Source organism: Tomitella fengzijianii (assembly GCF_007559025.1).
Lineage (GTDB): Bacteria > Actinomycetota > Actinomycetes > Mycobacteriales > Mycobacteriaceae > Tomitella > Tomitella fengzijianii.
Genome location: NZ_CP041765.1, coordinates 1176049 through 1189654 on the forward strand (window position 1 = coordinate 1176049; position 13606 = coordinate 1189654).

The window sequence follows — 13606 nt, forward strand, 5'->3', positions numbered from 1 at the left end:
CACTCGTCGGTTGCTTCCGTGCCTTCGGTCGAATGTGACCTTATAGGTAATTCGCCCCCGATGTGATCGGCACCCCGGAATCACGCCTCGGGGGAGATGCGATCGTGATGTGGCGTTCGCCCCTGTGCGCCGCGTCCACCGCGTGCGGGCTTCGGGATCAGCAGCGCCACCGCACATGCCAGGGCGGCGGCGCCTGCGGCGGCGTAGTACGCGGTGTCGAAGGCGCCCGGCGCAGGCAGATGCGCCAGGGACCCGGGCACGCCGCCCGCCTGCCCGGCCGCGAGGTCGGCCGCGGTCACGGTCATCGCGGTGAGCAGCGCCGCCACCACCGCGCTGGCAGTGGACGTGCCGATGGACCGGAGCAGCGAGTTGAGCCCGTTCGCGGAGGCGGTCTCGGTGCGCGGGACGGACTCCATGATGAGCATCGGCATCGACGAGTACGTGATGGCGGTGCCGATGCTGACGAACATGGCCCCGAGCACGATGAAAGCGACCGAATGGTCCAGCTGGGTCCGCGCGAGGTACGCGACGGCCATGACGGCCGCACCGACGAACAGCGTGGTGCGGGGCCCACGGCGGTTGGTGATGTACGCGGAGAACGGCGAGAACAATGCCATCGCCATGCCGCCGGGGATCATCGCGAAGCCGGCGGCCATGACGGACAGCCCGAACCCGTGGGCGAGGGAGTCCGGAAGCTGGAGCTGCTGCGTGGTCAGCAGCATGTTCGCGTACATGGAGAAACCGACGAGAGCGGACGCGGCGTTGGTGAGCAGGACCGGCCTGCGGGTGGAGGTGCGCAGGTCCACCAGCGGGTTGGTGACCCGCCGCTCGAACGGGATCCAGACGACGAGCAACGCCGCGGCAAGCGCGAAGGTGGCCAGGGTGCCGGGGCTCGACCAGCCCCATGCGCCGCCCTTCGTGATCGCCATGAGCAGCGCGGTCAAGGCGCCGGACAGGAGGAGCGCGCCGAACCAGTCGAAGCGTCCGCCGGTGCGCACCGGCGACTCCGGTACGACGATGCGCACCGCCACGAGCATGATCGCGCCGAACGCCGCGGGCACCCAGAAGATCCCCTGCCAGCCGATCGCGGCGTCGATCATCCCGGCGAGGGGCAGGGCGAGCGCGCTGCCGATTCCGAGGGTCGCGCTCATCAGGGCGGTCGCCCCGGCAACCTTGCGGGCCGGCAGGTGGTCGCGGAGCAGCGAGATGCCCACGGGGATCAGTGCGATGGCGAATCCCTGCAGCCCGCGGCCGACGACGGCCGCGGCGAAAGACGCGGACACGGCGGGCAGCGCGGAGCCTGTCACCATGAACGCCAGCGACACCTGCAGCATCCGCTTCTTGCCCACCATGTCGGCGAGCCGGGAGATCAACGGCGTCCCCACGGCGGCCGTGAGCAGGGTGATGGTGATCAGCCAGGAGGCGTCGTCCGCGCGAACGCCGAAGATCGTCGGGAACTCCGGCAGGATCGGCACCACCATCGTCTGCAGCAACGCCACCGACGTGCCGGTGAGGCACAGGACGAGCGTGATGAGCGACGGCGATCGGTGGGGCGCGGCCGCCACCTCGCCGCCCGGCGCGGGCGGCGATGGGGGCCCCGGCAGCTCCGGGGCGCCGGCCTCCGCCGCGCGCCGCCGGATCACCGGAACCCCAGAAGCGGGATCTCGCGTTCGACGGGGGTCAGAGCTCCGTGGTGCCCGATGAGCCGAGACTGCAGCGGCTCGTGCGACCGGCGGATGAGCGCCGACGTCCCGGTGGCGACGGCCAGCACGTCGCCGATGCGCCTGCGCGCATCGTCGGTGACGACGGGGCCGAACCAGCCGCGCGCGATGGCGTCGTCGCGCTCGACGACGGTGAACCGCTGCTCCGGCCGGCCGGCCGCGCGCGCGGCCAGCGTTTCCGACCAGCGGTCACGCACGTCCGGGGCCGCGCCGTCGCGCGTGTAGACGTGCCTGTCGCGGGGCTCGCCGCCGATCAGCCGCACGCCGTCGAGCATGTCGGACTCCGCGTCGTGGTCGTCGATGTCCAGCGGGTCGTCGATCGCGAGCATGCCGTGATCGGCGGTGACGATGAGCGCCGCGTCGTCCGGCAGGTCGCGGACGATCGAGGCGGCCAGCAGGTCCACCTGGGCGAGCTCGTCGCGCCAGGAGTCGGAGTCGGGCCCGCGCACGTGTCCGGTGAGGTCCAGGTCGCCGTGGTACGCGTAGACCAGCGCACGGTCGGAGGCGCCGAGCGCGGCCACGGAGCGTGCGGCGAGGTCGCCCAGGGCGAACGTCGCGTCGAACCGGCCGCCGCGCAGCGACGCCCTGGTGAGACCGGACTTCGCCTGATACCCGGGCGCCACCCGGGTGACGGCGATGCCCGCCTCGGCGGCGCGTTCGAAGGCCGTGGCGCGGGGCTGGAACCGCTCCGGGGGCAGCTCCGCGAGCAGGTCCACGTGGTCGCCCTCGCCGTGCAGGCGCCAGCGCAGCGGATTCATCGCGCGATCAAACCCGGGGACGGCCATGAGATAACCGACCAGGCCGTGCTCGCCCGGGGGCACGCCGGTGCCCAGGGAGCTGAGGCTCACCGCGGTGGTCGACGGGAAGCCGGTCCCGATCACCCGCATCGACGCCGAGGTGGCGGGGGCGCGGCGGGTGGTCAGCAGCGGCGCCGCGTCGGCGCAGGCCGCGAGTTGGCGTGCGCCCATTCCGTCGACCAGCAGGATGCACAGCCGGCGCACCGGTGCCGGGCCCAGCAGCGACTGCAGATCCAGCCGGTCGGCCTCGCCCGGGAGTCCGAGCACGGCGAGCGCACTGGGCACGAGGTCGGCGATCGTGCCGGAACCGTATGCGGGAGCGGGCATGGCCGGGTCGTGCGGCCGGGGAGAGGAAGTGACCGTCGCCATCACCTGAGGGTATCCGGGCGCCGTGCGCATCGTATTGTCGGCGGCATGACCGGAGTCGAACCGGAAAGCGCGGACACCGCCGCGGAGGGTGGCACGCTGCGCGACCGGCAGAAGGCCGACAGGCGCCTGCGCCTCCTCGACGCGGCGGCGCGCCTGTTCGCCGACCGCGGCTACGGCGGCGTCTCGATGCGCGACCTCGGTGCTGCGGCGGACGTGAGCGGCCCGGCGGTGTACCGGCACTTCGCGAGCAAGCAGGACGTGCTCGTGGAGCTTCTCGTGGGGATCAGCGAACGGCTCCTGGCCGACGGGAAGGCGCAGGTGGCGATGGCGGACGGCCCCGAGGACGCGCTCGAGCGCCTGGTGGCCGCGCACGCCCGGTTCGCGGTGGCCGACGAGGATCTGATCCGCATCCAGGACCGCAGCCTGGCGGTGCTCGCCCCGGAGGCCGAGCGGCGCGTCCGCCGATTGCAGCGTGAGTACGTCGAACTGTGGGCGAGCACGTTGCGCGAACTGGATGCCGGGCTGTCGGTGCGCGACGCCCGGTTTCGCGCGCACGCGGCATTCGGGCTGATGAACTCGACGCCGCACGCGCCGTCGGTGGACGCGGTCGGGGGAGACCACGCTGTGCGCCTGCTGTCGGCGATGGCGCTGGCGGCGCTGCGCGCGCCGCTCGCCGACTGGCCGGTGTAGAAGCGTCCCCGCGTTCTCGCAGGCCCCCGCCCGCCAAGCCCCTCTCCTGGGCCGTCCTGTCTCGGGTCGGCCCTCGCTCGATGATCACGCTGTCCGTGCTTACCCGGCCACGGAATGCTCGGACGTCCCAGTGATGGTGGACACATGGACGCCCCGGTGCTAGTCTCAGTTATCGGTTGTTAACCGAGTGCGGGGTCGAGGTACTGCCCGGCCCGGGCGCTTGCCGTCAGCCGGACGTCCTGCACGGAGCACCACCGGAATCGGGAGAGCAGAATGGTCGATGCGGATCGCCGCGGAGTTTCCGCGGACCGGGGGGAACTGTCGTACGCGCAGGGCGAGGGGGCGCCGCCGCTGCTGGAGCAGACGATCGGGGCGAACTTGGCCGCCACCGCCGCGCGCCACCCGGAGCACGAAGCCCTGGTGGACTGCGCCGCCGGGCTGCGCTGGACCTACACCGAGATGCGCACGGCGGTCCGCCGGCTGGCCGCGGGGCTGCTGCGCGCGGGCGTCGGCAAGGGGGACCGGGTGGGGATCTGGGCCCCCAACCGCTGGGAATGGGTGATCGTCCAGTTCGCCACGGCGGAGATCGGTGCCGTCCTGGTGAACATCAACCCCGCCTACCGTGCGTTCGAGCTCGAGTACGCACTCGGACAGTCCGGCATCAAGACGGTGTTCGCGGCGGAGAGCTTCAAGGACTCCGACTACCGCGCGATGCTCGACGAGGTCGCGCCCCGGTGCCCCGCCCTCGCCGACGTCGTGTACCTGGGTTCCGCCCGGTGGGCGGAACTGGCGGACCGCCCGCTCGACGACGCCGCCGAGGCGCGGTTGGCGGAGGCGGCCGCGCAACTCGACCGGAACGACCCGATCAACATCCAGTACACCTCCGGCACCACCGGGCGGCCCAAGGGCGCCACGCTGACCCACCGCAACATCCTCAACAACGGGTTCATGGTGGGCGAGCTGATCGACTACACCGAGCACGACCGCATCTGCATCCCGGTGCCCTTCTACCACTGCTTCGGCATGGTGATGGGCAACCTGGCCGCCACCAGCCACGGCGCCGCGATGGTGATCCCCGCGCCGGGGTTCGACCCGCAGGCCACGCTGCGTGCCGTGCAGGACGAGCGCTGCACGAGCCTCTACGGGGTGCCGACGATGTTCATCGCGGAACTGGGGCTGGCGGACTTCGACTCCTTCGATCTGTCCGGACTGCGCACCGGCATCATGGCCGGGTCGACGTGCCCGGCGGAGGTCATGCGCAAGGTCATCGACCGGATGAACATGAAGGACGTCTCGATCTGCTACGGCATGACCGAGACTTCGCCGGTGTCCACGCAGACCCGCACTGCCGACACGCTCGAACAGCGCGTGGGCACCGTCGGGCGTGCGGGACCCCACGTGGAGGTCAAGGTGATCGACCCGGTCGACGGTTCCACGCTGCCCCGCGGGGCTGCCGGCGAGTTCTGCAGCCGCGGATACCTCGTGATGCGGGGCTACTGGGAGGACCGGGCGAAAACCGACGAAGCCATCGATGCCGACGGCTGGATGCACACCGGCGACCTGGCGGTGATGGACGCGGACGGCTACGTGAGCATCACGGGGCGGATCAAGGACATGGTGATCCGGGGCGGCGAGAACATCTACCCGCGCGAGATCGAGGAGTTCCTCTACACGCACCCGGACATCGTCGACGCGCAGGTGATCGGCGTGCCGGACGAGAAGTTCGGGGAGGAGCTCATGGTGTGGGTCAAGCTGCGCGAGGGTGCGTCGCCGTTGACAGCGGACGGGCTGCGGGAGTTCTGCCGCGGCAAGCTCGCGCACTTCAAGATCCCCCGATATGTGCACATCGTCGACGACTTCCCGATGACCGTCACCGGGAAGATCCGGAAGGTGCAGATGCGGTCCGAGGCCCTCGAGCTGATCGGGAGGAAATGATGGCGACCACGGATACCGCGGAGCGCACCGGGAGCGCCGGCCGGAACGGCAGCGGAACGGGCAGCACCGGAACGAGCAGCGCGGGCGGGTCTTTCGGTGACCAGCACCGTGCGCTGGTCACCGAGCTGCGCGAACGGTTGGCGGCTGCGGCGCTGGGCGGCGGCGAACGCGCCCGGCAGCGGCACGTCGACCGTGGGAAGCTGCTCCCGCGCGACAGGGTGGAGCGGCTCCTGGACCCGGGCTCGCCGTTCCTCGAGATCGCTCCGCTGGCGGCCGGCGGCATGTACGACGACGAGTGCCCGGGCGCGGGCGTCATCGCCGGCGTCGGACGGGTGGCCGGCCGCGAGTGCGTGATCGTCGCGAACGACGCCACCGTCAAGGGCGGCACCTACTATCCGATGACGGTCAAGAAGCACCTGCGGGCGCAGGAGGTGGCGCTGCAGAACAATCTGCCGTGCATCTACCTCGTCGACTCGGGCGGCGCGTTCCTGCCCCGGCAGGACGAGGTGTTCCCGGACCGCGACCACTTCGGCAGGATCTTCTACAACCAGGCGACGATGAGCGCGCGGGGCATCCCGCAGATCGCGGCGGTCATGGGCTCGTGCACGGCGGGCGGCGCCTACGTGCCTGCGATGAGCGACGAGGCCGTCATCGTCCGCGAACAGGGCACGATCTTCCTGGGCGGGCCGCCGCTGGTGAAGGCGGCGACCGGCGAGGTGGTGACCGCGGAAGAACTCGGCGGCGGTGATCTGCACTCGAAGGTCTCCGGGGTCACCGATCATCTCGCCGACGACGACGAGGACGCGCTCGAGACGGTCCGCCGCATCGCGGGCACCTTCGGCCCGCGCGCGGACACCCCGTGGGAGGTGGCCGAATCCGCACCGCCGCTCCACGATCCGGAGACCGTCTACGACGTGGTCCCGCCGGACTCCCGCATCCCGTACGACGTGCGCGAGGTCATCAGCCGCATCGTCGACGGCGGCGCCGGGCCCGGCGCCGTGGAGAACGGATTCCAGGAGTTCAAGGCGGAGTACGGCAAGACGCTCGTCACCGGGTTCGCGCGCGTGCACGGGCACCCCGTCGGCATCGTCGCCAACGCCGGCGTGCTCTTCTCCGAGTCGGCGATGAAGGGCGCCCACTTCATCGAGCTGTGCGACAAGCGGAGCATCCCGCTGCTGTTCCTGCAGAACATCTCCGGGTTCATGGTGGGCCGCGACTACGAGGCGGGCGGGATCGCCAAGCACGGCGCCAAAATGGTCACCGCCGTCGCCTGCGCCCGGGTCCCCAAGCTCACCGTCGTCATCGGCGGCAGCTACGGCGCCGGCAACTACTCGATGTGCGGGCGGGCGTATTCGCCGCGTTTCCTGTGGATGTGGCCCAACGCGCGGATCTCCGTGATGGGCGGCGAGCAGGCCGCCTCGGTACTGGCCACGGTGCACGGCGACCGGCTCGAGTCCCAGGGGGAGAGCTGGTCCGACGAGGACATCGAGCGGTTCAAGGCCCCGCTGCGCGACCAGTACGAGCGGCAGGGCAACCCCTACTATTCGACGGCCCGGCTGTGGGACGACGGCGTCATCGACCCCGCCGACACGCGCACCGTCGTGGGTCTGGCGCTGGCCGCAGCGGCGAACGCCCCGCTCGAGCCGGTCTCCTACGGCGTCTTCAGGATGTGAGTGAAACGATGCGGAAATCCGAGCGCAAGCAGGGATTCGACACGGTCCTGGTGGCCAACCGGGGCGAGATCGCGGTGCGCGTGATGCGCACGCTGCGCCGGCTGGGCATCCGGTCGGTCGCGGTGTACAGCGACGCGGACGCCGACGCCCGGCATGTCGCGGAGGCGGATGTGGCCGTGCACCTGGGGCCCGCCGCCGCGCGGGAGAGCTACCTGCGCATCGACAAGGTCATCGATGCGGCCGTGCGCACCGGCGCTCAGGCCGTGCATCCGGGATACGGCTTCCTGTCGGAGAACCCCGAGTTCTCCGCCGCATGCGCCGAGGCCGGCATCGCCTTCCTGGGGCCGTCGGCGCACGCGATCGAGGTGATGGGCGACAAGATCACGGCGAAGAAGGCGGTCACCGCGTTCGACGTGCCGGTGGTGCCCGGCATCGCCGAACCCGGGCTGACCGACGAGGAACTGATCGCAGCGTCCGGGGACATCGGCTTCCCCGTGCTCATCAAGCCGTCGGCGGGGGGCGGCGGCAAGGGCATGCACCTGGTGGACGAGCCCTCGGCGCTCCCGGATGCGCTGGCGACGGCGCGCCGCGAGGCGGCGTCGGCGTTCGGCGACGACACGCTGTTTCTGGAGCGGTACGTGCTGCGGCCCCGCCACATCGAGGTCCAGGTGCTCGCCGACGGCCACGGCGAGGTCGTCCACCTGGGTGAGCGCGAGTGCAGCCTCCAGCGGCGGCACCAGAAGGTCATCGAGGAGGCGCCCTCTCCGCTGCTGGACGAGGCGACCCGCGCCCGGATCGGCGCGGCCGCATGCGATACGGCGCGCAGCGTCGACTACCTCGGTGTGGGGACGGTGGAGTTCATCGTGTCCGCGGACCGCCCAGACGAGTTCTTCTTCATGGAGATGAACACGCGACTGCAGGTGGAGCATCCGGTCACCGAGCTGGTCACCGGCGTCGACCTGGTCGAATGGCAGCTGCGGGTGGCGGCGGGGGAGAAGATCGACTTCCGGCAGGAAGACGTGGTCATGACCGGTCATGCGGTGGAGGGGCGTGTCTACGCGGAGGACCCGGCGCGCGGGTTCCTCCCCACCGGCGGCACGGTGCTCGCCGCGCTGGAGCCGCACGGCGAAGGGGTGCGGATCGACTCGTCGCTGCGCGACGGCACCGCGGTGGGCAGCGACTACGATCCGATGCTCGCGAAGGTCATCGGCTACGGCACCGACAGGGCCGAGGCCATGTCCCGGCTCGACCGCGCGCTGGCGCAGACCGCGGTGCACGGCGTGCAGACCAACATCGAGTTCCTGCGGTACCTGCTGGCCGACGACCGCGTGGCGGCGGGCGACCTGGACACCCTGCTGCTCGATGCGCGCGCCGAGGAGTTCTCGCCCGCCCCGGCGCCGGACGACACGATGGTCGCGGCCGCCCTCGTCCGCCAGCAACGCCTCACCGCCGGCGGGCGGTCGCCCTGGGCGACGGAGATCGGTTGGCGGGTGGGCGGCACGGCGCCGGTCCGCACGCGCATGCGCAGTCCCCTGCGCGCCGAGACCGTGTCGGTGTGGGGGAGTCCCGCTGCGGCACGGGTGCATGTGGGGGAACAGCCGCCTGTCGGCGCATCGGTACTGGACTATTCGCCGGAGCCGGGCGGCCGACTGGGTGCCGTCATCGACGGCGTGCACAGGGCCTACCGGGTCTCGGAGTCGGGGAGCGACATCTGGGTGAGCGATGACCGCGGCACCTGGCGCCTCGGCGAGGAGGAAGTGCGCAGGACCGCGCGCACCCGCGGCCCGCAGAAGGCCGAGGTGCTCAGCCCGATGCCCGGCAGCGTGATCGCCGTCGTCGCGGACACCGGATCCACCGTGTCCGAGGGTGCACCGGTGGTCGTGGTGGAGGCGATGAAGATGGAGCACACGCTGACCGCGCCGGTGGCGGGGACGGTCGAGAACCTGGTGACGGTGGGCGAACAGGTCGGCCTGGAGCAGGTGCTCGCCCGGCTCGTGCCCGACGACACCGCGCCCGACGACACCGCGCCCGACGGCGCGGGCGCGGAAGGCGACGGCGCGGGGGACGGGCCCGGAGATGGCCCTGCGGGACAGGACGACACAGCGGAGACGATCGCACAGGAGGCATCGTGACGACCAGCATGGCGGCGGAACTGCCGGAGGACTACCGGACGCTCAGCGACACAGTGGCGGACTTCGCCGACACCGTGGTGGCGCCGGTGTCGGCGCAGCACGACCGCGAACACACCTTCCCCTACAAGGTGGTGGCGCAGATGGGGGAGATGGGGCTGTTCGGCCTGCCGGTGCCCGAGCAGTACGGCGGCATGGGCGGCGACTACTTCGCGCTGGCCCTGGCGCTCGAACAGCTCGGGCGGGTCGACCAGTCGGTGGCCATCACCCTGGAGGCCGGCGTGGGGCTCGGACTGATGCCGATCTTCAAGTTCGGCACCGAGGAGCAGAAGCAGAAGTGGCTGCCGGACCTCGCCGCCGGCAGGCGTCTCGCGGGGTTCGGGCTCACCGAGCCGGGCGCGGGGTCCGATGCGGGCGCCACCAAGACCACCGCCAAGGCCGACGGCGACGACTGGGTGATCAACGGCGCCAAGCAATTCATAACGAACTCGGGCACGGACATCACCTCGCTCGTCACCGTCACCGCAGTCACGGGCGCGCGCCCCGACGGGCGCAAGGAGATCTCCACGATCATCGTCCCTTCCGGCACTCCAGGATTCGTCGCCGAGCCCGCCTACGACAAGGTCGGGTGGAACGCTTCGGACACGCACCCGCTGTCGTTCACCGACGCCCGGGTGCCCGCGGGGAACCTGCTCGGGGAGCGCGGCCGCGGGTACGCCAACTTCCTGTCCATCCTCGACGAGGGGCGGGTGGCCATCGCGGCCCTGTCCACCGGCGCCGCACAGGGATGCGTGGACGAGTCGGTCAAGTACGCGCGCGAGCGGCAGTCGTTCGGCCGCTCCATCGGCGAGTACCAGGCCGTGAACTTCAAGATCGCCCGGATGGAGGCACGCGCGCACACCGCCCGGCTCGCGTACTACGACGCGGCGGCGAGGATGCTGGCCGGCAAGCCGTTCAAGAAGGAGGCGGCGATCGCCAAGATGGTCTCGTCGGAGGCGGCGATGGACAACGCGCGCGACGCGACGCAGATCCACGGCGGCTACGGGTTCATGAACGAGTATCCGGTGGCCCGCCACTACCGCGACAGCAAGATCCTCGAGATCGGCGAGGGCACCACGGAGGTCCAGCTGATGCTCATCGCGCGTGAGCTGGGGTTCAAGTGAGCGCCGGGGACGAGGCGCAGTCCGAACCGCTGCGGGAGGTGGTGCAGCGCGGGCTGTGGTTCGAGGAGTTCGAGACCGGGGTCGTGTACAAGCACAGCCCGGGGCGGACCCTCACCGAGGCGGACAACGTGCTGTTCACGACGCTGACTATGAACACGCAGTCGCTGCACCTGGACGCGGCATGGGCGGAGGGCCAGCAGTTCGGCCGGCGGCTGATGAACTCGATGCTCACGCTCTCCACGCTCGTCGGGCTCTCGGTCGCCCAGCTCTCGCAGGGCACCATCGTCGCCAACCTGGGCTTCTCCGAGATCGCCTTCCCCAAGCCCATGTACCACGGCGACACGCTCTACGGCGAAACCGTGGTGCTGGCCAAGCGCGAGTCGCGCAGCCGGCCGGACGAGGGCATCGTGACGCTCGAGCACGTGGGGCGCAACCAGGACGGCGACATCGTCGCCCGGGCGGTCCGTGCAACCTTGATGCAGAAACGGCCGCACTGATGCAGAAACGACCCGATACACACCGCGAGACCGGAGGCCACCGACCGTGACAGCACCATCCGCATTGGCGGCAGGCCCGGCGTGGCTGTTCTGCCCTGCCGATCGCCCGGAGCGCTACGCCAAGGCGGCGGCCGCGGCCGACGTCGTCATCCTGGACCTGGAAGACGCGGTCGCACCGGGCGACAAGGCCGCGGCCCGGCGGGCGCTGATCGACAATCCGCAGGACCCGTCCCGCACCGTCGTCCGCGTCAACGCCACGGATTCGCCGGAGCAGGCGCTGGACCTCGAGGCGCTGGCCGCGACGCGATACTCGCACGTGATGCTCGCCAAGGCGGAATCCGCGGAGCAGATCGCAGCGCTGGCACCCCGGCGTGTGATCGCGCTGGTGGAGACCCCGCGCGGCGCGGTGATGGTGCGGGAGATCGCTGCGCAGGCCGCGACGGCGGGCCTGATGTGGGGCGCGGAGGACCTGGTGGCCGGGCTCGGAGGCAGTTCCAGCAGGTCGGCCGACGGCGCGTACCGGCCGGTGGCGCAGCAGGTGCGCGGCGCGGTGCTGCTCGCCGCGAAGGCGTACGGGAGGCTTGCCCTGGACGCCGTCCACTTGGACATCAAGGATCTCGCCGGTCAACGCGCCGAGGCGCTGGACGCGGTGGCGACGGGGTTCGACGCCTCGGTGTGCATCCATCCCGCGCAGGTCGCAGAGGTCCGGACCGCCTACCGGCCCACGGATGCGGAGACCGACTGGTCCCGCCGGGTGCTCGCGGCGGCGGAAGGCGAGCGCGGAGTATTCGCCTTCGAGGGCACCATGGTCGATTCGCCGGTGCTCCGGCACGCCGAAGCCGTCCTGCGCAGGGCGTGAATCCGGCAGTATGACGAGGGTTACGTATTTCGGTTATTGAGATCAGTGACACCCTGCGGTGATCTGTCCCACTACGGTTCGATCCGAACCGCCTCCGGGATCGGAACCCGGGGGCAATGCAACGGTGAGGACTGCAGTGAAAAGACCATGGATTCGTTCGAGCGTCCGGCTCGCGGCGGTCGGGGCGGCCGCGGCCCTGTTGGCGGCGGGATGCGCCTCGACTGATGACGGCGGCGCGTCGGGCTCCGGAGGCGCGACCTCCGACGGCTCGACGACGATCGGCTTCGTCGGTGCCGGCGCCGCCGATTCCGGCGAGCCCGTCGACGGCGGCACGCTGACGTTCGGCTCGTACTCGTTCCCCAGCTCGCTCGACCCCACGAAGACGCTGGCGGCCGGTTCCAACGGCGGAACGGAGATGGCCGCCGTCTACGACACGCTTGTGCGCACCGACCCGGAATCCGGCGACTTCGTTCCGCAGCTCGCGGAGAAGCTGGACCACAACGAGGACTACACGAAGTTCACCCTGACGTTGCGCGACGGTGTGACGTTCAGCGACGGCACGCCCCTGGACTCCGCGGCCGTCAAGTGGAGCATCGACAGGTTCGTCGACGCCGGCCGCGACGTGGCCCAGGTGTGGGCGGACATCGTCACCGGCATCGGCACGCCCGACGCGCACACCGTGGAGTTCACGCTCAACAAGCCGTGGGCGCAGTTCCCCGTGATGCTGGCGATGGGCCCGGGCATGATCGTGGGCCAGGGCTCCGACGCGGGCGGCGACTTCACCCCCATCGGCGCCGGCCCGTACACCCTCGGCGAGTTCGCCCCCAGCGAGAAGATCGTGCTCAATGCGCGCGACGACTACTTCGCCGGCAAGCCGCACCTGGACTCGGTCACCTTCGTGCCCACCCACGGCGCGCAGCAGCAGTTCGAGTCGCTGCAGAGCGGCCAGCTTTCGATGACCTACATCAACCGCGACGCCCAGGTGATCAAGAGCGCCGTCGACGCCGGTCTTCCGGGGTACCTGGACATCCAGGGGCTCGGCAGCCTGGGATACGTCAACCAGCATGAGGGCCGTCCCGGTGCGGACGTGCGCGTGCGCAAGGCCATCGCGTACGGGATCGACCCGCAGGTGATCAACCAGCGCGTCGAGAACGGGCTGGGCATCGCAGGCTCCGAGATCGTCCCGGAGAGCTCGCGGTGGTACGACGGGGCGAAGGGCGTGCCGTTCGATCCGGCGCAGGCGAAGAAGTTCCTCGACGAGGCCAAGGCCGACGGCTACGACGGCAGTCTGCACTACCTGTCCGGCAACGACCCCTCCGCACGGGCCGCGGCCCTGGCGGTGCAGGCGCAGCTCAACGCGGTCGGGTTCAACGTGCAGATCGACTACGCCAACAGCGTCAACGACCTCGTCCGCAAGATGTACGTCGACCACGACTTCGACATGGCGCGCGCGGCGTTGCAGCTCATGGACGACGCCCCCTATCTGCGTCTGTACGCGGGCATGGGCAGCGACTCCAAGAACAACGCCGCAGGCTATTCGGATCCCAAGATGGACGAGCTGCTCACAGCGGTGCAGACGGCCACCGACGACGACGCGAAGAAGGCGGCGATCGACGAGGTCCAGGCCCAGGCCAACGAGACCATCCCTTACGCGGTCTGGGGGCCGGCGAAGGTGCTCACCGTGTGGAACGACGACGTGCACGGCGTCAAGCGCAGCGCCGACAACATCTACCTGCTCGACTCCGCGTGGGTGACAGGATCCTGATCCCCGTG

Annotated in this window: 9 protein-coding genes and 1 pseudogene; 8 read left to right on the plus strand and 2 right to left on the minus strand. The window is 70.8% G+C overall.

Annotated elements, in window-relative coordinates; all coding sequences use genetic code 11:
• Positions 1-80: 80 nt before the first annotated feature.
• Together FO059_RS05430 and FO059_RS05435 are read right to left on the minus strand one after the other, a co-directional pair.
• Positions 81-1643, minus strand: coding sequence for an MFS transporter (locus tag FO059_RS05430; protein WP_233266894.1), 1563 nt, complete (start codon positions 1641-1643; stop codon positions 81-83).
• Positions 1640-2887: an alkaline phosphatase family protein gene (locus tag FO059_RS05435; RefSeq protein WP_233266893.1), complete on the minus strand. Its 1248-nt coding sequence runs from the start codon at positions 2885-2887 to the stop codon at positions 1640-1642. The genes FO059_RS05430 and FO059_RS05435 overlap by 4 nt, the downstream gene beginning before the upstream one ends.
• 45 nt (positions 2888-2932) lie before the next feature.
• Between FO059_RS05435 and FO059_RS05440 the strand changes: the two genes are divergently transcribed.
• The 8 genes and pseudogenes from FO059_RS05440 to FO059_RS05475 all read left to right on the plus strand — a co-directional run bounded on the left by FO059_RS05440 (position 2933) and on the right by FO059_RS05475 (position 13598).
• Positions 2933-3577: a TetR/AcrR family transcriptional regulator gene (locus FO059_RS05440; RefSeq protein ID WP_143907004.1), complete on the plus strand. Its 645-nt coding sequence runs from the start codon at positions 2933-2935 to the stop codon at positions 3575-3577.
• Positions 3578-3850: 273 nt separating this feature from the next.
• Positions 3851-5512: an AMP-binding protein gene (locus tag FO059_RS05445; RefSeq protein WP_143907006.1), complete on the plus strand. Its 1662-nt coding sequence runs from the start codon at positions 3851-3853 to the stop codon at positions 5510-5512.
• The gene (locus FO059_RS05450) at positions 5509-7185 is read left to right on the plus strand and encodes a carboxyl transferase domain-containing protein (protein ID WP_199257063.1); all 1677 of its coding nucleotides are present in this window, start codon (positions 5509-5511) and stop codon (positions 7183-7185) included. Before FO059_RS05445 ends, FO059_RS05450 begins: the two co-directional genes overlap by 4 nt.
• 8 nt (positions 7186-7193) lie before the next feature.
• Positions 7194-9179 (plus strand): annotated as a pseudogene (locus FO059_RS05455) (acetyl/propionyl/methylcrotonyl-CoA carboxylase subunit alpha); the annotation flags it as partial.
• 134 nt (positions 9180-9313) lie between these two features.
• Positions 9314-10477 (plus strand): acyl-CoA dehydrogenase family protein, encoded by a 1164-nt coding sequence (locus tag FO059_RS05460; RefSeq protein ID WP_199257062.1) that lies wholly within the window; start codon positions 9314-9316, stop codon positions 10475-10477.
• Positions 10474-10974 (plus strand): MaoC family dehydratase, encoded by a 501-nt coding sequence (locus FO059_RS05465; RefSeq protein ID WP_143907012.1) that lies wholly within the window; start codon positions 10474-10476, stop codon positions 10972-10974. Before FO059_RS05460 ends, FO059_RS05465 begins: the two co-directional genes overlap by 4 nt.
• Positions 10975-11020: 46 nt before the next feature.
• Positions 11021-11833, plus strand: a complete 813-nt coding sequence (locus FO059_RS05470; RefSeq protein ID WP_233266892.1) for an HpcH/HpaI aldolase/citrate lyase family protein — start codon at positions 11021-11023, stop codon at positions 11831-11833.
• Between the two features lie 136 nt (positions 11834-11969).
• Positions 11970-13598 carry an ABC transporter substrate-binding protein gene (locus tag FO059_RS05475; protein ID WP_143907014.1) on the plus strand — a complete coding sequence of 543 codons (1629 nt, stop codon included), beginning with the start codon at positions 11970-11972 and terminating at the stop codon, positions 13596-13598.
• Positions 13599-13606 lie beyond the last annotated feature (8 nt).